This is a genomic window from Pseudomonas sp. GXZC (assembly GCF_026967615.1).
Classification (GTDB): Bacteria; Pseudomonadota; Gammaproteobacteria; order Pseudomonadales; family Pseudomonadaceae; genus Aquipseudomonas; species Aquipseudomonas azotoformans_A.
In genome coordinates this window covers 2,566,375-2,586,083 of sequence record NZ_CP114115.1, presented here as the reverse complement: position 1 = coordinate 2,586,083, position 19,709 = coordinate 2,566,375, and the positions used below count along the sequence as shown (strand labels likewise).

The 19,709-nt window shown below is 61.3% G+C and carries 19 protein-coding genes; 12 read left to right on the top strand and 7 right to left on the bottom strand.

Going from position 1 to position 19,709, the window contains the following annotated elements; translation table 11 throughout:
• Nucleotides 1-28: 28 nt before the first annotated feature.
• Nucleotides 29-304, bottom strand: coding sequence for a hypothetical protein (locus OZ428_RS12385; protein ID WP_269133518.1), 276 nt, complete (start codon nucleotides 302-304; stop codon nucleotides 29-31).
• Here OZ428_RS12385 and OZ428_RS12380 point away from each other — a divergent pair.
• Genes OZ428_RS12380 through OZ428_RS12370 form a run of 3 tightly spaced genes read left to right on the top strand, consistent with a single transcriptional unit; the run spans nucleotide 303 to nucleotide 3,334 of the window.
• Nucleotides 303-860, top strand: a complete 558-nt coding sequence (locus OZ428_RS12380; RefSeq protein ID WP_269133517.1) for a helix-turn-helix domain-containing protein — start codon at nucleotides 303-305, stop codon at nucleotides 858-860. The genes OZ428_RS12385 and OZ428_RS12380 overlap by 2 nt on opposite strands.
• 11 nt (nucleotides 861-871) lie before the next feature.
• Nucleotides 872-2,218, top strand: coding sequence for a glutamine synthetase family protein (locus tag OZ428_RS12375; protein ID WP_269133516.1), 1,347 nt, complete (start codon nucleotides 872-874; stop codon nucleotides 2,216-2,218).
• 18 nt (nucleotides 2,219-2,236) lie between these two features.
• Nucleotides 2,237-3,334 (top strand): DNA alkylation repair protein, encoded by a 1,098-nt coding sequence (locus OZ428_RS12370; RefSeq protein WP_269133515.1) that lies wholly within the window; start codon nucleotides 2,237-2,239, stop codon nucleotides 3,332-3,334.
• A 44-nt stretch (nucleotides 3,335-3,378) separates the two neighbouring features.
• Here the strand turns inward: OZ428_RS12370 and OZ428_RS12365 are convergent, their stop codons facing one another.
• Entirely contained in the window at nucleotides 3,379-4,269 is an 891-nt protein-coding gene (locus OZ428_RS12365; protein WP_038851312.1) for a LysR family transcriptional regulator, read from the bottom strand.
• Nucleotides 4,270-4,575: 306 nt separating this feature from the next.
• Here OZ428_RS12365 and OZ428_RS12360 point away from each other — a divergent pair, with 306 nt between their 5' ends.
• From OZ428_RS12360 to OZ428_RS12335, 6 genes are all read left to right on the top strand, one after another.
• Nucleotides 4,576-6,222, top strand: a complete 1,647-nt coding sequence (locus tag OZ428_RS12360; RefSeq protein WP_269133514.1) for a GMC family oxidoreductase — start codon at nucleotides 4,576-4,578, stop codon at nucleotides 6,220-6,222.
• A gap of 65 nt (nucleotides 6,223-6,287) precedes the next feature.
• Nucleotides 6,288-7,913, top strand: coding sequence for an MFS transporter (locus OZ428_RS12355; protein ID WP_033902058.1), 1,626 nt, complete (start codon nucleotides 6,288-6,290; stop codon nucleotides 7,911-7,913).
• A 134-nt stretch (nucleotides 7,914-8,047) separates the two neighbouring features.
• On the top strand, nucleotides 8,048-9,997 hold the full coding sequence (locus OZ428_RS12350) for a DNA topoisomerase III (protein WP_269133513.1): 1,950 nt from the start codon (nucleotides 8,048-8,050) through the stop codon (nucleotides 9,995-9,997).
• 129 nt (nucleotides 9,998-10,126) lie between these two features.
• Nucleotides 10,127-10,567 carry a CBS domain-containing protein gene (locus OZ428_RS12345; RefSeq protein WP_016977364.1) on the top strand — a complete coding sequence of 147 codons (441 nt, stop codon included), beginning with the start codon at nucleotides 10,127-10,129 and terminating at the stop codon, nucleotides 10,565-10,567.
• Nucleotides 10,568-10,575: 8 nt separating this feature from the next.
• Nucleotides 10,576-11,421 carry an NAD-dependent protein deacetylase gene (locus tag OZ428_RS12340; protein WP_269133512.1) on the top strand — a complete coding sequence of 282 codons (846 nt, stop codon included), beginning with the start codon at nucleotides 10,576-10,578 and terminating at the stop codon, nucleotides 11,419-11,421.
• A gap of 471 nt (nucleotides 11,422-11,892) precedes the next feature.
• Nucleotides 11,893-12,222, top strand: a complete 330-nt coding sequence (locus OZ428_RS12335; RefSeq protein ID WP_033902055.1) for a hypothetical protein — start codon at nucleotides 11,893-11,895, stop codon at nucleotides 12,220-12,222.
• A 63-nt stretch (nucleotides 12,223-12,285) separates the two neighbouring features.
• Here OZ428_RS12335 and OZ428_RS12330 read toward each other — a convergent pair whose 3' ends face one another.
• On the bottom strand, nucleotides 12,286-13,191 hold the full coding sequence (locus tag OZ428_RS12330; protein WP_269133511.1) for a LysR family transcriptional regulator: 906 nt from the start codon (nucleotides 13,189-13,191) through the stop codon (nucleotides 12,286-12,288).
• Nucleotides 13,192-13,324: 133 nt separating this feature from the next.
• Between OZ428_RS12330 and OZ428_RS12325 the strand changes: the two genes are divergently transcribed.
• Genes OZ428_RS12325 through OZ428_RS12315 form a run of 3 tightly spaced genes read left to right on the top strand, consistent with a single transcriptional unit; the run spans nucleotide 13,325 to nucleotide 15,910 of the window.
• Nucleotides 13,325-14,023 (top strand): CoA transferase subunit A, encoded by a 699-nt coding sequence (locus OZ428_RS12325; RefSeq protein WP_010211319.1) that lies wholly within the window; start codon nucleotides 13,325-13,327, stop codon nucleotides 14,021-14,023.
• A 34-nt stretch (nucleotides 14,024-14,057) separates the two neighbouring features.
• Nucleotides 14,058-14,717, top strand: coding sequence for a CoA transferase subunit B (locus tag OZ428_RS12320; RefSeq protein ID WP_065872325.1), 660 nt, complete (start codon nucleotides 14,058-14,060; stop codon nucleotides 14,715-14,717).
• Nucleotides 14,718-14,728: 11 nt separating this feature from the next.
• On the top strand, nucleotides 14,729-15,910 hold the full coding sequence (locus tag OZ428_RS12315; RefSeq protein WP_068931771.1) for an acetyl-CoA C-acetyltransferase: 1,182 nt from the start codon (nucleotides 14,729-14,731) through the stop codon (nucleotides 15,908-15,910).
• 58 nt (nucleotides 15,911-15,968) lie between these two features.
• Here OZ428_RS12315 and OZ428_RS12310 read toward each other — a convergent pair whose 3' ends face one another.
• The 4 genes from OZ428_RS12310 to OZ428_RS12295 form a co-directional block, all read right to left on the bottom strand.
• The gene (locus OZ428_RS12310) at nucleotides 15,969-16,388 is read right to left on the bottom strand and encodes a PaaI family thioesterase (protein ID WP_269133510.1); all 420 of its coding nucleotides are present in this window, start codon (nucleotides 16,386-16,388) and stop codon (nucleotides 15,969-15,971) included.
• A gap of 234 nt (nucleotides 16,389-16,622) precedes the next feature.
• Nucleotides 16,623-17,708 carry a DUF1615 domain-containing protein gene (locus tag OZ428_RS12305; RefSeq protein ID WP_269133509.1) on the bottom strand — a complete coding sequence of 362 codons (1,086 nt, stop codon included), beginning with the start codon at nucleotides 17,706-17,708 and terminating at the stop codon, nucleotides 16,623-16,625.
• 67 nt (nucleotides 17,709-17,775) lie between these two features.
• The gene (gene hemB, locus OZ428_RS12300; protein ID WP_269133508.1) at nucleotides 17,776-18,750 is read right to left on the bottom strand and encodes a porphobilinogen synthase; all 975 of its coding nucleotides are present in this window, start codon (nucleotides 18,748-18,750) and stop codon (nucleotides 17,776-17,778) included.
• A 116-nt stretch (nucleotides 18,751-18,866) separates the two neighbouring features.
• Nucleotides 18,867-19,709, bottom strand: a complete 843-nt coding sequence (locus OZ428_RS12295; RefSeq protein ID WP_269133507.1) for a PhzF family phenazine biosynthesis protein — start codon at nucleotides 19,707-19,709, stop codon at nucleotides 18,867-18,869.

Genomic DNA, 19,709 nt, shown 5'->3' with positions numbered 1-19,709 from the left:
CTGTGAATGGATAAGAGATCAATTCAAGCTAGCAGTCACCGCCCATCTTTCTGCTCAGTTCAATTTCCTCATATTTCACACCCCCATTGTGGCGAGGGAGCTTGCTCCCGCTGGGGTGCGCAGCAGCCCCAAAAAACGTCAGCGCGATCTGTCTGAACGAACGCGGTGTTTGAGTTGGGGCCGCTTCGCGCCCCAGCGGGAGCAAGCTCCCTCGCCACAGGGGATTCAGCTGCGGCAGATGCCCCATTGCCTCCGTGAAATAAATCCTGTAATTTTTCATGAAATTTATCGAAATAAATTTCATGACACCTCAAGAAGAACTTGCCACCCTCGCCGCGCTGATCCACGACCTGCGCAAGCACAAGAAGCTCACCCTGGCCCAGCTCGCTAAAGAAATCGAGCGATCCGTGGGTTTTCTGTCCCAGGTCGAGCGCGGCCTGTCGCGCCCGACCGTGGCGGACCTCACTGCCATCAGCCACGCCCTCGATGTACCCACCACCTATTTCTACAGCCAGCCCAAACCCAAGGCCGTGGACTGGATTACCCGCCCCAACGAACGGCGCACGGTGTATTACGCCAATGGCATCACCGACATCCTTGTCTCACCGAGCATGAATGGCGCCTTTTCGATGCTCGACAGCCTGTTGGCGCCGGGTGCCAACAGCGGTGAACAAACCATGAGCGACCGTGCCGAACAGGCCGGTTTTGTGCTGGAAGGCGAGTTGACCTTGTGGGTTGAAGGTGAGGTCGATTCGGTCACCCTCGGCCCTGGCGACAGTTTCCACTTGGCCAGCTTTGCCCATTGCCGCTACGCCAACCTGACTGACCTGCCCGCCCGCGTGCTGTGGGTTTACAACTAGGAGCTGCACCCGTGAAAAGCCATCCTGCCTCCCTACTGGCCGAAGTCCGGACCTTTCGCCAGAACCACCCCGACGTGCGTTACGTCGACCTGATCGCCCTGGACATTCCCGGGCATTTTTACGGCAAGCGCTACCCCATCGAGATGCTGGAAAAAGTCGCCGCCGGCAGCCCGTTGAAACTGCCGCAAAACGCAGTGTTGCTGGGGGCCCAGGGTGGCCTGTTCAAGATCAGTGACTACTGTTTCAACGACGGCGATCCGGATGCCAACCGCCGTCTGGTGCCAGGCACGCTCAAGCCAGTGAGCTGGGAGTCGCAACCCCTGGGCCAGATGCTGATCACCTCGGACGGCACCGAAGCGCCCATCGAATTCGAACCCCGCGAAGTGCTGGCCAAGGTGCTGGAGCGCCTGCACCACAAGGGCATCCACCCGGTGGTGGCTTTCGAATTGGAGTTCTACCTGTTCGACAAAAAGCTCGACAACGGCCTGCCGCAATTCGCCCGCGACCCACTGAGCGATGACGCCGACGACCAGCCCAACCTGCATATCGAACGGCTGTCACGCTTCAGCGAAGTGCTGGATGACATGGCGCAAACTGCCAAGGACCAAGGCATCGATATCACGGTGATCACTGCCGAGATCGGCCCAGGCCAGTTCGAGATCAACTTCGGCCACCTCGATGACGGCCTGCGCGCCGCCGACTGGGCCGCCCTGTTCTGCCGCAGCACCCGTGGCGTGGCGCTCAAGCACGGTTACCGCGCCAGCTTCATGGCCAAGCCGTACCTGCAATACCCTGGTAGCGGCATGCATGTGCATGTCAGCCTGTATGACGGCGCGGGCAATAACCTGCTGGCAGCGCACCAACAGCAACCGTTGCGCCACGCCGTGGCCGGTTGCCTGGAGTTGCTGCCCCACTGCATGCCGATTTTCTCGCCCAATCACAACGCCTTCCGCCGCCTGGGCGGTACGGTCAACGCCGCCACCCGCGCCAGCTGGGGCTTTGAAGACCGTGATGCGTGCGTGCGCATTCCCGAATCCGACCCGCGCAACCTGCGTATCGAACACCGCCTGGCCAGTGCCGACGCCAACCCGTACCTGGTGCTGGCGGCGATCCTCATCGGCATGGAGCACGGCCTGGAAGCCAAGTACGAACCCATCGCCCCGCTGAACGAAGACCGCAGCAGCGGCACCGACTTCCCGCTGGACATGCTCGACGCCGTGCGTGCCATGCAGCATCAAGCGGTATTGCGCGATAAGCTGGGCGCCGAATTTGTCGACGTGTACTGCGAAAACAAACGCCAGGATCACCTGGCCTTCCAACAAGAGATCAACGCGCGGGAATACCGCTGGTTTCTCTAAACGCCACTGGAATCACCGATGACCGACCAAAGCGCCCCGGCCCTCAAGGAAATCTTCAACGTCGAACGCCTGCAACACATCGCCAATGAGATGACGGCGGTGTACCCGGCGTTCGACGCCAAGGGCTTCCTCAAGCACGCCAAGGCCGGGTTGGCCGAGTTGTCGGTGATGCAGCGCATGGCACGGGTCAGCGAGAGCCTGCATGCGGTGATCCCGCTGGATTATCCGCAAACGCTCAAGTTGCTCCACGCCCTGGCGCCGCGCCTGAACAGCGCGTTTGTCAGCCTGTTCCTGCCGCACTTCGTGGCGAGTTACGGGCTGGATGACTTCAAGCGCTCCATGGCCGCGCTCAAGTACTTCACCACCTTTGGCTCCGCCGAATTCGCCATCCGCCACTTTTTGCAGCACGACTTCCAGCGCACGTTGGAGGTCATGCAGGAATGGTCGCTGGATGACAACGAACACGTGCGCCGGCTGGCCAGCGAAGGTTCGCGTCCGCGCCTGCCTTGGTCATTCCGACTGGCACAGGTGCAGGCCAATCCCGAGCTGTGCGCGTCGATCCTCGACAACCTCAAGGCCGACAGCAGCCTTTATGTGCGCAAGTCGGTGGCCAACCACCTCAATGACATCACCAAGGACCACCCGGACTGGGTGCTCAACCTGATCGAGGGCTGGAACCTGGATAACCCGCACACTGCGTGGATCGCCCGCCATGCCTTGCGCAGCCTGATCAAGCAAGGCAACACCCGTGCGCTGACGATCATGGGCGCCGGCGCTAAGGCCGAGGTGAAGATCCACCACCTGAAGGTCACACCGGCGGTGATCAACCTGGGCGAACGCATCAACCTGTCCTTCAGCCTGGAGTCCACCTCCACTACCCCACAGAAACTGGTGGTGGACTACGCCATCGACTACGTGAAAAGCGCCGGCCACAGTGCCGCGAAAGTGTTCAAGCTCAAGGCGTTTACCCTCGGCGCGGGTGAGCATCACAGCATTCGGCGTGAGCAGCATATCCGCGAGTTGACCACGCGTAAGCACTATCCCGGACGGCATGTGGTGCACGTGTTGGTGAATGGGGATCGGCTAGGCAGCGCGGAGTTCGAATTGCGCGCCTGACTCGATTGAGTAAACTCCCACAGTTTTGATCCGGTTACGGTCAGTCAGATCTCGCCGAGCAACAACCTCTGCTCGCGCGCGCACAACTCCACCACGTAATCCCACAACACCCGCAGCCGCACCGACTTGTGCAACTCCCGGCGCGAGCTGATCCAGTAGCTGCGCTGGATCCCCTCACCTGGCAGCAACGGCACCAAGTCCGGATCGCCCGACGCCATAAAGCACGGCAACACCGCAATCCCCAACCCGGAGCGCGCCGCCTGGTGCTGGGCGATCACGCTGGTGCTGTGGAACACCACCTTGGGGTTGCGGCAAAAGCTGCTGAGGAACTTGAGTTCCTGGCTGAACAGCAAGTCGTCCACGTAATCGATCCATGCATGCGCGGCGAGGTCTTCGCGTTTTTCGATCGGCGGGTTGCGCTCCAGGTAGGCACGGCTGGCGTAGAGGGCCAGGCGGTAGTCGGTGAGTTTGCGCGTGACCAGTTGATCGACGCTGGGGCGTTCGAGGTGGATGCTGATCTCCGCTTCGCGGTTGAGAATGCTGACAAAGCGCGGCACCGCCACCAATTCCACTTCCAGTCCGGGGTAGCGATCAAATAGCCCGCCCATGCGACTGGCCAGGAACATCACGCCCAATCCCTCGGCCACGCCGAGGCGGATCTTGCCCAGGGGCGCGGCGGAGTGGGTCAGTTCGTCTTCAGCCAGCAGCGCGACGTTTTCCATGGCTTCGGCGTGCTTGAGCAAGGCCTCGCCGGCCGGCGTCAACTCGTAGCCCTGGGCATGCTGCACGAACAGCGCGGTGCCGAGGCTTTTCTCGATCGCCTCGATGTGCCGCGCGACGGTGGCGTGGGTGGTTTTCAGGCGTTGCGCGGCGGTGAGCAGGCGGCCGCTGCGCTGCAGCTCCAGAAAGTACCGCAGGTCGTTCCAGTCGAACATGATGCCTCCCTCCGATGGACATAAATACTGACTAAAGCCGTGCCCGGTACCTGTGGAGAGCGAGCTTGCTCGCGCTGGGCTGCGCAGCAGCCCCAAAACCGGAAGCCTCGTTGCATCTGAAAAACCGTGTTTGTAGGCAAGGGGGCCGCTTCGCGCCCCAGCGCGAGCAAGCTCGCTCACCACATAGAGCAAAGTCAAAGGGTCTCGCTGTTTAAAAACGCACAGCAGCTGGGTAAAAACTAACATTTTTAAGACGAAAACTAACAACTAGGATGGAGCCAATAAGAAAAACAAGCGAGGCCTCAGATGCCCATTGCAACTGCTGAATACGATTACATCGTCGTAGGTGCCGGCCCCGCGGGCTGCCTGCTGGCCAATCGACTGTCCGCCAACCCCGCTCACCGCGTGCTGCTGCTTGAAGCCGGCGGCCGCGATAACTACCCCTGGATCCACATTCCCGTCGGCTACCTGTTCTGCATCGGCAACCCACGCACCGACTGGTGTTTCAAGACCGAAGCCCAGGAAGGCCTGCAAGGCCGTGCGTTGAGTTACCCTCGGGGCAAGGTGCTGGGCGGCTGCTCGTCCATCAACGGCATGATCTACATGCGCGGCCAGACCCAGGATTACGACGGCTGGGCGGCAGAAGGCAACGCAGGCTGGGCCTGGAAAGACGTGCTGCCCCTGTTCAAGCAAAGCGAAAACCATTTTGCCGGCGGCTCGGAGTTCCACAGCGACGGTGGCGAATGGCGCGTCGAACAGCAGCGCCTGCACTGGCCGATCCTTGATGCATTCCGTGATGCGGCGGCGCAGAGCGGCATTGCCACCCTCAACGACTTCAACACGGGCGACAACGAAGGCTGCGGCTACTTCCAGGTCAACCAGAAGGCCGGCGTGCGCTGGAATGCAGCCAAGGCGTTTCTCAAGCCGGTCCGCCAGCGCCCCAACCTCACGGTGATGACCGAGGTGGAAGTCGACCGTGTACTGCTGGAGAACGGCCGCGCCTCCCACGTAATCGGCCGCCAGCAGGGCCAGCAGCTGAGTTGGAAGGCACGCAAGGAAATCGTGCTGTGCGCTGGCTCCGTAGGTTCACCGGGTATTTTGCAGCGTTCGGGAATCGGTCCGTCCAGTGTGCTCAAACCCTTGGGCATCGACGTACTGCATGAACTGCCGGGCGTTGGTGGCAACTTGCAGGACCACCTGCAACTGCGGCTGATCTACAAACTGGAAAACGCGCGCACCCTCAACCAGATCGCCGGCACGCTATGGGGCAAGATGGGCATGGGCCTGCGTTACCTGTATGACCGCAGCGGCCCATTGTCGATGGCGCCCAGCCAGCTCGGCGCATTTGCCCGCTCGGGTCCGGAACAGACCTCGGCCAACCTCGAATACCACGTTCAGCCGCTGTCACTGGAGCGCTTTGGCGAACCGCTGCACGCATTCCCGGCGTTTACCGCATCGGTCTGCGACTTGCGTCCGCAAAGTCGCGGGCGCATCGACATTCGCTCGGCCAACCCTGCGGATGCACCGCTGATCCGTCCCAATTACCTGAGCCACCCAGAAGATTTGCGCGTAGCCGCCGACGCGATCCGCCTGACACGCCGCATTGTTGCCGCACCCGCCCTGAGCCAATTCAAACCGGTGGAATATCTGCCGGGGGATTCCTTGCAAACCGAAGACGAGTTGCACGAAGCCGCCGCGCGCATCGGTACGACCATCTTCCATCCGGTCGGCACCTGCCGCATGGGCAGCGATAAAGACGCGGTGGTCGATGCGCAACTGCGGGTGCATGGCGTGCCGGGCTTGCGCATTGCCGATGCGTCGATCATGCCGCGTATCACGTCCGGCAATACCTGTTCACCGACGCTGATGATCGCGGAAAAGGCCGCGCAGCTGATCCTTTCGCCGAATACAAGGAGTCTCGCCCCGGAGAAAGAACTGGTTCATGCAATCTGAATAGCGGCGCCAGACCTGGCGCCGACAGTGGAACAACAATAAATAATCACTGTGAGGGCTACCCGATGTCAGAACATGCTCAACCCCTGGGCTCGGCGGTCAACAGCGCCGTTACCCGCAACGACTCAAAGAAGGTCATCTTCGCCTCGTCCCTGGGGACGGTGTTCGAGTGGTATGACTTTTTCCTCTATGGCGCCCTCGCGGCGGTGATTAGCAAGCAGTTCTTTGCCGGGGTCAACGACACCACGGCGTTCATCTTTGCCTTGATGGCCTTTGCCGCCGGCTTTGTGGTGCGGCCGTTCGGCGCGCTGGTGTTTGGCCGCCTGGGCGACATGATCGGGCGCAAATACACCTTCCTCGTCACCATCATCTTGATGGGCGTGGCGACCTTCTGTGTCGGGCTGTTGCCGACTTACGCGAGCATCGGCATTGCGGCGCCGATCATCCTGATCGTGCTGCGCATGCTGCAAGGTCTCGCGCTGGGCGGTGAATACGGCGGCGCGGCGACCTACGTGGCGGAACATGCGCCTGCCGGCAAACGTGGCTTCCACACCAGTTGGATTCAATCCACTGCGACCCTCGGCCTGCTGCTGTCACTGCTGGTGGTGTTGGCCTGCCGTTACTTCACCGGTGACCAGTTCGAAGTGTGGGGCTGGCGTATTCCGTTCCTGTTCTCCATTGTGCTGCTGGGTATTTCCACGTGGATTCGCATGAGCCTGCATGAGTCGCCAGCGTTCCTGAAAATGAAAGAGGAAGGCAAGGCCAGCAAGTCGCCGATCCGCGATTCATTCGGCAAATGGGAAAACCTCAAGATCGTGCTGATCGCCCTGTTCAGCATCAACGGCGGCCAGGCGGTGACCTTCTACGCGGCGCAGTTCTATGTGCTGTTCTTCCTCACCCAGTTCCTGAAGATGGACCCGGCCCTGGCCAACATGCTGCTGATCATCAGCGTGGTGATCGGCGCGCCGTTCTTCATCTTCTTCGGCTGGCTGTCCGACAAAGTGGGCCGCAAGCCGGTGCTGATGCTCGGCCTGCTGCTGGCCACCGCGCTGTACTTCCCGATCTTCAAGAGCCTGGCGCACTACACCAACCCGGCGATGGACCAGGCCAGCAACCAGGCCCCGATCACCGTGCTGGCCGACCCGGCCACCTGCACCTTCCAGTTCGACCCGGTGGGCAAGGCCAAATTCGACAGCCCGTGCGACAAGGTCAAGACCTTCCTGGTCAAGCAGGGCCTGCCCTACAGCAGCGCCGCCGCACCAGCGGGCAGCCCGGTGCAGGTAAGCGTGGGCGACGTGCGGATCGACGGGTTTGACGAAAAAGCCCTGCGCGGCGCCGTGACCCTGGCCGGCTATCCGTCTTCGGCGGACGTGGCCCAGGTCAACAAGACCATGGTGGTGGTGCTGATCGTGGCGCTGATCCTGATCGCCGCCATGTGCTACGGCCCACTGGCCGCGTTGATGGTGGAATTGTTCCCGACCCGCATCCGGTACACCTCGATGTCCCTGCCCTACCACATCGGCAACGGCTGGTTTGGCGGGTTCCTGCCGACCGTGTCGTTCGCCCTGGTGGTGTACACCGGCGATATCTTCTACGGCCTGTGGTACCCGGTGGTGGTGACCGGGGTGAGCCTGATCGTGGGGCTGTTCTGCCTCAAAGAAACGCGGCATGTGGATATTGATAACAACTGACTGAAGGCGCCCCCTTCCCTTACGGGACGGGGGGTGCACAAAAATTGCTGTATATCCATCCAGATAATGGTTGATCAAATCCCTTCTTTTGCCCATCCTGCTCTCCATTCGACGGTGTAACGAACGGGCTGAGCATGCGGCTGTACCTCTGTGAAAAACCTTCCCAGGCCAAGGATATTGCGGCCGTACTCGGTGCCAGTCGCCGGGGCGATGGCTGCTGGCTGGGCAATGGCGTCACGGTCACCTGGTGCATCGGCCACCTGCTGGAAACCGCCCCGCCCGACGCCTACGACGAGAAGTACAAGCGCTGGGTGTTGGCCGACCTGCCCATCGTCCCGGAAAAATGGAAGATGCGCGTCAAGCCCAAGACCGCCAGCCAGTTCAAGGCGGTCAAGCGTTTGCTGGGGGAAGCCCAGGAACTGGTGATCGCCACCGACGCCGACCGCGAAGGCGAGATGATCGCGCGTGAGCTGGTGGAGCATTGCCGCTATCGTGGGCCGATCCAACGGCTGTGGCTGTCGGCGCTGGACGACGCCTCCATCCGCAAGGCCCTGGCCGCCCTCAAGCCAGGCGCCGAGACCTTCAGCCTGTATCACTCGGCCTTGGGCCGTTCCCGCGCCGACTGGCTGATCGGCATGAACATGAGTCGCCTGTTTACCTTGCTGGGGCGCCAATCCGGTTATCAGGGCGTATTGCCTGTGGGTCGGGTGCAAACGCCGACCTTGCGCCTGGTGGTGGACCGCGACCGCAGCATTGCCGATTTTGTACCGGTGGCGTACTGGGCCATCGATGTCGACCTGCGCCACAACGCCATGACCTTCACCGCCCAGTGGCGCGCGGCCGAGGATGCCTGTGATGACCAGGGCCGCTGCCTCAACCCGCAACTGGCGCGAGACGCCGCCGACGCCATGCACAACGCCGCCACCGCGCGGCTGGTCAAGCTGCGTACCGAACGCATGCGCGAAGTGGCGCCCCTGCCGTTCGACCTCGGCACCCTGCAGGAAATCTGCTCCAAGAAGCTCGGCCTCGGCGCCCAGGAAACCCTGGATATCGCCCAGTCGCTGTATGAAACCCACAAAGTCATCACCTACCCGCGCAGCGATTGCGGCTACCTGCCGATGAGCCAACACAGCGACGCGCCGAAGATTCTCGCTGCGTTGGGGCGTGCTGATACGGCGGTGAATGAACTGATGCCTTATATCGACCCGCAGCGTCGCTCGCGGGCGTGGAATGACGCCAAGGTCAGCGCCCACCACGGCATCATCCCGACCGGCGCCGGCAAAGATGTAGGGCAACTCACCGGCAAGCACCGTGCGGTGTACACCCTGATTCGTGCACGCTACCTGGCGCAGTTCCTGCCCAACCACGAATACGATCGCACCCAGGCGGACTTCGAGTGCGCAGGCCAAGCGTTGCGCGCAGTGGGCAAAGTGGTCATCGAACCGGGCTGGAAACGTGCCCTGCCCGAAGCCCTCGCGCCAGCAAAAGGCCGCGAAGCGCCGGCTCCGCAAGCGTTGCCGGCATTGGTGCAGGGCCAGGATTATGCCGTGGCCAAGGTCAACCTCAAGGACCTGTGGACCCAACCGCCCAAGCCCTTTACCGAAGGCGACCTGATCAAGGCAATGAAAAACGTCGCCAAGCTGGTGGAAGACCCGCTGCTCAAGCAAAAGCTCAAGGACACCACTGGCATCGGCACCGAAGCCACCCGTGCCGGCATCATCCAGGGCCTGCTGGACCGTGGCTACCTAGTGAAGAACGGCAAGGCGCTGTCGGCCACCCCGGCAGCGTTCAGCCTGATCGACGCCGTGCCCCGCGCCATCGCGGACCCTGGCACCACGGCGATCTGGGAGCAGGCGCTGGACATGGTGCAAAGCGGCGAAATGAGCCTGGAAGAATTCGTCGCCAAACAAGCGGCCTGGATGAGCAAGCAGGTGGCGCGTTGCAATGGCCTGCGCATGACCATCAGCGGCCCCGCCAGCCCGGCAGGACGCGGCGCCGCGCCATGGAAAAAGAAGCGCAAGAGCGCGCCACGCAAGACCACAGCCGCCCCCAAGCGGGCGAAAAAGCCGACAAATGCCGGGTAAAGCCCAAAAAAATCCGTCGAATGACGTTTTTCGACGGGTTTAGCGCCGCTTTGGACCTTGCCGTGGCGCGGGCCGTCTAGGATTCTGTAAGGGGAGCCTGACTAACTAACAAAAACCGGAGTGGCCACCATGAAAACCGTTGCACAAGTGCTCAAAGCCAAGGACCAGAAAAACCAGGAAGTCCATGTCATCAAACACGACCACACCGTGTTTGAAGCACTGGTCCGGATGTCGGAGAAAAACGTCGGGGCCTTGCCGGTCGTCCAGGATGGCGTGGTGGTAGGTATCATCAGCGAACGTGACTACGCCCGCAAAATCATGCTCAAGGGGCTTTCGTCGGTCACCACAAAGGTGCATGAGGTGATGAGTTCTCCGGTGATCACCGTCGACACCCATAAAAAGGTCGATGAGTGCATGAACATCATGACCGACAGTCACCTGCGCCACCTGCCGGTGGTGGAAGACGGCAAACTGCTGGGCCTGCTCTCCATCGGTGACTTGGTGAAAGAAGCCATTGCCGACCAGGCTGACCTGATCAAACAGCTGGAGCAGTACATCCGCGGCGAATAGGGGAACCCATGCTCGACACGCTGGAACATCAAGAGGACCACCTCGACACCCTGCACCGGGCCATGGCCGACCGGCGTTTTCTGGTGTTGACCGGTGCCGGGATCAGCACCTCGTCGGGCATTCCCGATTACCGCGACAGCGAAGGCGTGCGGCGGGGCAAAGCGCCAATGATGTACCAGGAATTCCTCGCCACCCCGCAGGCGCGGCGCCGTTACTGGGCGCGAGCGATGCTAGGGTGGCCGAGGGTCCGCATTGCGCAACCTAACAAGGCGCACCAGGCGCTGGCGACACTGCAACAACGCGAGCGCATCAGCGGGTTGATCACCCAGAACGTCGATACCCTACACGATCAAGCCGGCAGCCACGACGTCATTGAACTGCACGGCAGCCTACATCGAGTGCTGTGCCTGGATTGCCAGTTGCGCAGTCAACGTGACGCGATCCAGCGGCAGATGGAAATCGACAACCCCTATCTGTCGCAAGTCCACGCGGTGCAGGCGCCCGATGGCGACACCCTGCTTGATCCCGTCTTTGAACAACACTTCCAGGTCCCGCGCTGCCCCCACTGCAATGGCGAGCGCTTGAAACCGGATGTCGTGTTTTTTGGCGAGAACGTAGCGCCGGCAACAGCGGCCAGGGCAATGGCTGCGGTAGAGCATGCCGAGGGGTTGCTAGTGGTGGGGTCGTCGCTGATGGCCTATTCGGCGTTTCGCCTGTGCAAGGCCATGGTCGAACAGGGCAAACCCGTCATTGCAATCAACTTGGGCAAGACCCGAGGGGATGAGCTGTTACAGGTGAAGATCGAAGCCGAGTGTGAGCGATTGTTGCCCTTGCTGACAGAGCGATTGGCCTGATATCTGCCTGACCTGCACCTCCAGAAAATGACGCCCAAGTCACGTTTTCCCGCATTCTCCCGTCCTCACGGCGATTTATGTAGTGATCAAAAATAATCACTACATAACCGTTGACGTAACCTTTTTGTCCTTGCATTATCGAGACGTCTCCCGGATCGGGAGCGTTGGCAACAAGCGTTTTGAACAAGCTCGTCTGACCGCCGAGCTGTTTTTTCCGGATGTGCACTGCCCACAAGGCGGATTGATGAAGCTGACCGGCCCGAAGGGCTCGGTACAAGGCGCTCAAACGCGGCTTGTCTTCGTTATGAAAGCATTGCGTAGCAGTTCATCAGCAAGACTACATGCATCAGGTTCAAGACCCTGCCCGTATTCGGCAGACAGTCGCTGACGCCCGGTTTTCGCAACCGGAGACAACTAAAGATGTTTTAACGAACCAACTGATAGATCGCCAACTGGTCAAGGGGCTTACACATGAATCTGAACAACCAACCAACTATCGATGAATTGGCTGAGATGTTCGCAGCGCAGAAAGACACACTCGACGACCATATCCTGTGGATTGGCAAATCGGGCGAAGTGCAACTTGACTGCCTGGAGCCCAATACCGAAGAGGCTGAGTTCGACCGCAATCACCGTGAGCTGGCGGCACGCCTGAGGGTTTACCGTCGGGGCCAGGGTTATGTCGGCAAGAAAGCCGCCGCCGATCGCAACTTTATCGAGCAGGTTTTCCACACACTTAATACCGAATGGCAGAACCTCAAAGGCCAATCGCACGTTAAAGTGATTGATAGATACTGCTGATAACAACGCATTAAACATTTAAGCCCGCTTGTTCATTCAAGCGGGCTTTTTAGTGCCTGAGTTTTACAACAATGCCGGAAACCGCCCCTTTGTCGCTTCATCGCGGAAAATATCAAACAACACCTGCGCCGCTGCCGAGAGTTCATGCCCTGGCTTGGTCAGCACACCAATCGGCCGTTCGATCACCGGATCGTTCAAGGTGATGCAGTGCGCGCCCGCCTCTTCCATCTGCCTTGCGCACAACGCAGGTACCGCGCTGACGCCCAAGCCACTCGCCACCATCTTGCCCACCGTCGCCAACTGATGGCTTTCCAGGGCTACCGGCAGCTTCATCTGCAGCGCGCCCAAGTGCTCTTCCAACATCACGCGTACCGTAGACGGCCTTTGCAAGGTGATGAACGGTTGCTCCAGCAAGCTTTTCCAATCGATCTCGGCACAGTGTGCCAACGGCGAATCACCCGGCACCACGGCGATGAAGCGGTCGAGGTACAACGGCGTAAACGCCAGTGATGAACCTTCCGCAGGCTCAAACGCCACGCCCAACTCCACCTGCCGGTCGCGCACCATCTCCAGCACCTGTTCATTGATCAAGTCATGCACAGTCACATTCACCTGCGGGTAACGCGCGCGGAATATCTTCAGGATCGGTGGCAGCAGGTTGCCCGCAAAAGACGGCATCGCCGCCACAGTGACTCGCCCGCGCTGCAAGGTGAAACGCTGGCGCAGTTCGTCTTCGGCATTGTCCCAGTCGGCAATCAGCCGGCGCGCCAGGGGCAGCAAGGACTCGCCTTCGGGCGTCAGGGCAACGTTGCGGGTATTGCGGCTGAACAGGCGCCCGCCCAGGCCTTCTTCCAGCCCCTTGATGGTCAGGCTCAGCGCCGATTGAGAGAGGTGCAGGCGCTCGCAGGCGGCGGCAAAACTCAGGGTCTGGGCCACGGCGAGAAACGCGCGCATCTGTTTAACGGTCATGACGCTACTCCAAACGGTCGAGCGACTATGCTGTTTTTTAAATCAATCAACCTTAAAAAACAACTTAACAAATCAATCAGCCGGAGCAACACTCGGTTCATTGGCTGGCCCACAAACAATAAAAGAGGTGCATATGGCAGGTTTCGATAAACGCGTGGCGTCCTACGAGGAAGCACTGGCAGGCCTGGAAGACGGCATGACCGTACTCTCCGGTGGTTTTGGCCTGTGCGGTATTCCGGAAAACCTCATCGCCGAGATCAAGCGCAAAGGCACCCGCGACCTCACCGTGGTTTCCAACAACTGTGGCGTCGACGGTTTCGGCCTGGGCGTGTTGCTGGAAGAAAAACAGATCAGCAAGGTGATCGCTTCCTACGTCGGTGAAAACGCCCTGTTCGAGAAGCAATTGCTCAGCGGCGAAATCGAAGTGGTGCTGACGCCCCAAGGCACCCTGGCCGAGAAAATGCGCGCTGGCGGCGCCGGCATTCCGGCCTTCTTCACCGCGACCGGCGTCGGCACCCCGGTGGCCGAAGGCAAGGAAACCCGCGAGTTCAACGGTCGTCCGTACCTGATGGAAGAATCCATCACCGGCGACTTCGCCATCGTCAAAGGCTGGAAAGCCGACCATTTCGGCAACGTCATCTATCGCCACACCGCCCAGAACTTCAACCCGTTGGCCGCCACCGCCGGCAAGATCACCGTGGTCGAAGTCGAAGAAATCGTCGAACCGGGCGAGCTGGACCCGGCGCAGATCCACACCCCTGGCATCTACGTCGACCGGATCATCTGCGGCACGTTCGAGAAGCGCATCGAACAGCGCACCGTACGCAAATAATCCGCCCCCAGCCCGAACAATAAGGACACCTAAAATGGCTCTTACCCGCGAACAAATGGCTCAACGCGTCGCCCGCGAAATGCAGGACGGCTTCTATGTCAACCTCGGCATCGGCATTCCGACCCTGGTGGCCAACTACATCCCCGAAGGCATGGAAGTGATGCTGCAATCGGAAAACGGCCTGCTGGGCATGGGACCGTTTCCCACCGAAGACACCATTGATGCCGACATGATCAACGCCGGCAAACAGACCGTTACCGCACGTATCGGCGCGTCGATCTTTTCCTCCGCCGAATCCTTCGCGATGATCCGTGGCGGCCACGTTGACCTCACTGTGCTTGGCGCGTTTGAGGTGGACGTACAAGGCAATATCGCCTCGTGGATGATCCCCGGCAAGCTGGTCAAAGGCATGGGCGGCGCTATGGACCTGGTAGCCGGTGCGGAAAACATCATCGTGATCATGACCCACGCTTCCAAGGACGGTGAGTCCAAGTTGCTCAGCCAGTGCAGCCTGCCGCTGACCGGTGCCAACTGCATCAAGCGTGTATTGACCGACCTGGCCTACCTGGAAATCGAAAATGGCGCTTTTGTCCTCAAGGAACGCGCACCTGGCGTCAGCGTTGAAGAGATTGTGAGCAAGACCGCCGGTAAACTGATCGTCCCGGACCACGTTCCAGAAATGCACTTCCAGTGAGGACAGATCTCATGCAAGACGTCGTGATTGTTGCTGCCACCCGCACCGCCGTGGGCAGCTTCCAGGGTTCGCTGGCGAACATTCCAGCCCCGGAACTGGGCGCTGCCGTGATCCGCCGCCTTTTGGAACAGACCGGCCTGGACCCGGCCCAAGTGGATGAAGTGATCCTCGGCCAGGTGCTCACCGCAGGCTCAGGCCAGAACCCGGCGCGTCAGGCTTCGATCCTTGCCGGCCTGCCCCACGCCGTGCCGAGCCTGACCCTCAACAAAGTCTGCGGCTCCGGCCTCAAGGCCCTGCACCTTGGCGCCCAGGCCATCCGTTGCGGCGACGCCGAGGTGATCATCGCCGGCGGCATGGAGAACATGAGCCTGGCTCCGTACGTACTCCCCGCTGCGCGCACCGGTTTGCGCATGGGCCACGCCAAGATGATCGACAGCATGATCACCGACGGTTTGTGGGATGCGTTCAACGACTACCACATGGGCATCACCGCCGAGAACCTGGTGGACAAGTACGGCATCAGCCGTGAAGCCCAGGACGCGTTCGCTGCGGCGTCTCAGCAAAAAGCCGCTGCTGCTATTGAAGCAGGCCGCTTTGTCGACGAGATCACCCCGATCCTGATTCCCCAACGCAAAGGCGACCCGGTGGCCTTCGCCGTGGATGAACAGCCTCGCGCCGGCACCACTGCCGAGTCCCTGGCCAAACTGAAACCGGCGTTCAAGAAAGACGGCAGCGTCACCGCCGGCAACGCCTCCAGCCTCAACGACGGCGCCGCTGCGGTACTGCTGATGAGCGCCGACAAAGCCAAGGCCCTCGGCCTGCCGGTGCTGGCGCGTATCGCCAGTTACGCCAACGCGGGCGTCGACCCAGCCATCATGGGCATTGGCCCGGTCTCAGCCACCCGTCGCTGCCTGGACAAAGCCGGCTGGAGCCTGGGCGACCTGGACCTGATCGAAGCCAACGAAGCCTTCGCCGCGCAATCTCTGGCGGTGGGCAAAGAACTGGAGTGGGATGCAGAGAAGGTCAACGTCAACGGTGGCGCCATCGCCATCGGCCACCCGATCGGCGCCTCAGGCTGCCGCGTGCTGGTGACCCTGCTGCATGAAATGATCAAGCGTGATGCCAAGAAAGGCCTGGCAACGCTGTGCATCGGTGGCGGCCAGGGCGTCGCGCTGGCACTCGAACGCAACTGATTCAACGCGCAACATGGAAAAGGCTTGGTTCCACGAAAACCAGGCCTTTTCTTTACCCTCAATCCCGCCCCTGCGGCACCGCAAACACCGCACTCGCCCGCGCCACGACCTTCTCCCCCACCTGCAAGCTCACCGTGGCAAACGCCATCTGCCGCCCACGCTTGTGATGCTCCAAGCGCACCACAATCCACTCCCCCACCTGCACCGCCCCTAGATAATCCAAGGTCATGCTCGCCGTAATCAACGGCAGCGGCGGCTCACTGGAAAACGCCATCGCGTACCCCATGCCGATATCCGCCAGGGTCGCCAACACCCCGCCATGCACGGTGCCGCGTCCATTGGCGTGGCGATTGTCGGCGCGCAGGCCGATCTCCAGTTGCAGGCCCTCCCCTCGGCAATAGGCCGGGCCGAGCAGATCCAGCAGCGGGCTGCTGCGGGGCAGCGAAACAAAACCTTCAGGCACGGCGTGAGCAATCATGGCGGATTCTTCCCTGGAGTGAAGATTGAGATGTACGCCTCGCCGCAAGCGGCAGCCATGACCATCCACCGCGCAAATCCCGCGCGATGCTTTGCGTTAATCCACTAGACCCGCTTTAACCTGGTGGACGGGACTGCCGATGGCCTGTGGCGCGCAGCCTATGTGCTGCCGTTTCTAGTGCTGTGGTTGTGGCGAGTCTGCTCACCACAACAATCCCGCTCACCACAAAGCTGATCAGCGCTTCATGCACCGCTGATAACGTTCATCCACCCGCTTGGCGAACCAGGCGGTGGTGAGGTTGCGGGTGATCTTGGGGCTCTTGAGCACGATGCCCGGCAGGATCGCCCGTGGCATCGGCTTGCCCGCCGCCTTGTCGGCCAGGGCAAACACGCGTTTGTAGAGCGTGGTGTCCTCGAAATCCCGTTGCTCGCCCTGCTCCAGTTGGCTGCGGATGCTGGGGTTGCGCATGTCCAGCTTCGCGCCCAATGAACGCACCGCCAGCTCGGTAGTGCCCGGCAGCAGTGAACCGTAACGAATCAAATCCCCATCCAGCGCCAGTTCGGTGCCCGAGGCACGGCTGACGGCAGCCTGGAACGCGGCATTGCGGCTGGCGTACCAGCCGGCATTGAAGTCGGCAAAGCGGTACAACGGCTGGTCATAATTCACCGGGTAACCGAGCAAATGCGCGATGCCGAAATACATGCCGCCCCGGCGGGTGAAGACTTCGCGACGAATGGTGCCGTCCACTGTGTAGGGATAACCGCGCGCCTGCTTCTGCGCAAAGTCGATACTGACCTGCATCGGCCCTGCGGTATGCACCGGGTTGAAACCACCAAATAGCGTGTTGCCCAGGGGCACCATGCTGATGAAGTCATCGAAGATCCCGCTCAGGTCCTTTTCCGTGCGCGCGGCACTCAGGCGGTCGGCGTAGGTCTTGCCCGTGGGCGAGCTCAATTGCAGCGCGCTGCGCACGACGAACGCCGGCACGTGGACTTTTCCGGCACGCCGCAGGATTTCATCCTGGGCGATCTTGCCCATATTCGGCACGGGTGGGTCCACTTGGTAAGTGGACTCCTGCTCGGTGACCGCCAGCACCGCGCAGATGTTTTCCGTGCTGGGGTAGATTTTCTGGGTGTCGAAGGCGGCGTAGATGTCCTGGGCCCACCCCTTGCGGTCGGGCAGTTGGGCGGGGAGCAGCCGCACGATCTGCGCTTTCACCTCGGCTTCGCTGCGCTCCGGCTGTTGCGGGTTGCGTGTGGTGGAGCAACCGGCCAGCACCAGCAAAGTGGCAAGGCAGAGGATCAGGCGACTTGAATACATGGGACTTCCTTGAGCGACGATCAACTATCGACGCCCAAGGATAGCGGCAGTTCCGCAGCAGAGTGTGTCAGATCCCGGCCAACGCCAGGTCCATCGCAAAGTAGGTGAAGATCAAGTCCGCACCCGCGCGCTTGATCGATCCCAACGTCTCGCGCACTACCCGATCCTCATCAATCGCACCCGCCTGGGCGCCGAACTTGATCATCGCGTACTCACCGCTCACCTGATACGCCGCCACCGGCAGGCGTGAGGCTTCGCGGATGTCGCGGATGATGTCGAGGTAGGCACCGGCGGGCTTGACCATCAGCGCGTCCGCGCCTTCCTGCTCGTCCAGCAACGATTCGCGCACGGCTTCGCGGCGGTTCATCGGGTTCATCTGGTAGCTTTTGCGGTCGCCCTTGAGCGCGCTCCCGCCGGCTTCGCGGAACGGGCCGTAGAGGGCCGAGGCGAATTTGGTGGAGTACGCCATGATCGGGATATGGGTGAAGCCTGCGTCATCCAGGGCGCGGCGGATCGCCTGGACCTGGCCGTCCATTGCCGCCGAAGGCGCAATCACGTCAGCACCGGCACGGGCGGCGGCCACGGCTTGCTTGCCAAGGTTGACCAGGGTCGCGTCGTTGTCGACATGGGCACCGTGCATCACGCCGCAATGACCATGATTGGTGTACTCGCAGAAGCAGGTGTCGGACATCACGATCATCTCCGGCACGGCGTCCTTGATGATCGAGGACATGCGCGAGACCAGGCCGCGTTCCTTCCAGGTGTCGCTGCCGCTGGCGTCCAGATGATGGGACACGCCAAAGGTCATCACCGATTTGATGCCGGCGCGGGCATAGCGCTCGATCTCGCCGGCCAGTTTCTTCTCAGGGATGCGCAGCACGCCAGGCATGCTGGTGATGGGCACGAAGTCGTCGATTTCTTCTTCGACGAAGATCGGCAGCACCAGGTCGTTCAGGGTGAATTCGCTTTCCTGGAACAAACCACGCAGCTCCGGGGAGCGGCGCAGGCGGCGTGGGCGGGCTTGGGGGAACTGGCTGGTCATGGCTTTCCTATCACAAGGCAGAAATCTTTGGGGCGAAAGCTTATGCCCCTTGGCCCCGGCAGCACAAACGCCGAGGGGCCAACAGTGTATTGCGCCGCCCGTAACAATTCATTGATCTAGAGCTGCAATCGCCCTTCGATACACACCGCCACAGCGCCGCCCACCCAGATTTCATCGCCCTGGCGCTCGACGCGTATCCGCCCCGCCCGCCCGATGGCCGTGCCCTGGCTGACCACATAGCGCTCAGGCGCCAGGCCTTCGGCCAGCAGCCATTGGGCGACACCCGCGTTCAGGCTGCCGGTGGCCGGGTCTTCTTGGGCGCCGTCACCCGCGATGAAGGCACGGACTTCAAACTGTGCGTCCACATCGTCCCGCGTGGGATCGCAGGGAGCGATGACACCCACCGCCAAACCCAGCAGTTGCGAATAGTCCGGTTGAAGCTCCAGCACTTGATCTCGGTCCGACAGCATCACCGCAAGCCAGCCCGCGCCGTTGTCGACCCACTGGCTGCGCACAATGGCTTCCGGCGCCAAGCCCAGCGCCAGGCGCACGCGCTCGATCAACGAGGCCTCCACCGGCCCTGAACGCAATAACGGCGGCGCGATAAATGCCAGCTCATCGCCCTGGCGACGGATCCGTACCAGGCCGATTTCGCACTCCTGGATGATCTCTTCGCCTTTCGGGATCCCGCCGGCCTGCAGCCACGCGTGGCAACTGCCCAGCGTCGGGTGTCCGGCGAACGGCAGCTCCTTCAAGGTGGTGAAGATTCGCACGCGGTAGTCCGCTTTCGGATCACGCGGCGTCAGCAAGAACGTGGTTTCGCTGAGGTTGGTCCAGTTGGCGAAGTCCGCCATTTGCTGGTCCGTCAGGCTGTCGGCACCGAACACCACCGCCAGCGGGTTGCCCTTGAGCGCCACGCGGCTGAAAACGTCCAGCTGTTTGAAATCAAAAGTCGGCAT

Coding starts and splice junctions, on each gene's coding strand:
- OZ428_RS12305 (WP_269133509.1), bottom strand. CDS start 17,708: ATGTATTCAAGTCGCCTGATCCTCTGCCTTGCCACTTTGCTGGTGCTG.
- OZ428_RS12315 (WP_068931771.1), top strand. CDS start 14,729: ATGCAAGACGTCGTGATTGTTGCTGCCACCCGCACCGCCGTGGGCAGC.
- OZ428_RS12345 (WP_016977364.1), top strand. CDS start 10,127: ATGAAAACCGTTGCACAAGTGCTCAAAGCCAAGGACCAGAAAAACCAG.
- hemB (WP_269133508.1), bottom strand. CDS start 18,750: ATGACCAGCCAGTTCCCCCAAGCCCGCCCACGCCGCCTGCGCCGCTCC.
- OZ428_RS12330 (WP_269133511.1), bottom strand. CDS start 13,191: ATGACCGTTAAACAGATGCGCGCGTTTCTCGCCGTGGCCCAGACCCTG.
- OZ428_RS12310 (WP_269133510.1), bottom strand. CDS start 16,388: ATGATTGCTCACGCCGTGCCTGAAGGTTTTGTTTCGCTGCCCCGCAGC.
- OZ428_RS12360 (WP_269133514.1), top strand. CDS start 4,576: ATGCCCATTGCAACTGCTGAATACGATTACATCGTCGTAGGTGCCGGC.
- OZ428_RS12370 (WP_269133515.1), top strand. CDS start 2,237: ATGACCGACCAAAGCGCCCCGGCCCTCAAGGAAATCTTCAACGTCGAA.
- OZ428_RS12385 (WP_269133518.1), bottom strand. CDS start 304: ATGAAATTTATTTCGATAAATTTCATGAAAAATTACAGGATTTATTTC.
- OZ428_RS12325 (WP_010211319.1), top strand. CDS start 13,325: ATGGCAGGTTTCGATAAACGCGTGGCGTCCTACGAGGAAGCACTGGCA.
- OZ428_RS12340 (WP_269133512.1), top strand. CDS start 10,576: ATGCTCGACACGCTGGAACATCAAGAGGACCACCTCGACACCCTGCAC.
- OZ428_RS12335 (WP_033902055.1), top strand. CDS start 11,893: ATGAATCTGAACAACCAACCAACTATCGATGAATTGGCTGAGATGTTC.
- OZ428_RS12295 (WP_269133507.1), bottom strand. CDS start 19,709: ATGCCGACTTTTGATTTCAAACAGCTGGACGTTTTCAGCCGCGTGGCG.
- OZ428_RS12320 (WP_065872325.1), top strand. CDS start 14,058: ATGGCTCTTACCCGCGAACAAATGGCTCAACGCGTCGCCCGCGAAATG.
- OZ428_RS12355 (WP_033902058.1), top strand. CDS start 6,288: ATGTCAGAACATGCTCAACCCCTGGGCTCGGCGGTCAACAGCGCCGTT.
- OZ428_RS12350 (WP_269133513.1), top strand. CDS start 8,048: ATGCGGCTGTACCTCTGTGAAAAACCTTCCCAGGCCAAGGATATTGCG.
- OZ428_RS12380 (WP_269133517.1), top strand. CDS start 303: ATGACACCTCAAGAAGAACTTGCCACCCTCGCCGCGCTGATCCACGAC.
- OZ428_RS12365 (WP_038851312.1), bottom strand. CDS start 4,269: ATGTTCGACTGGAACGACCTGCGGTACTTTCTGGAGCTGCAGCGCAGC.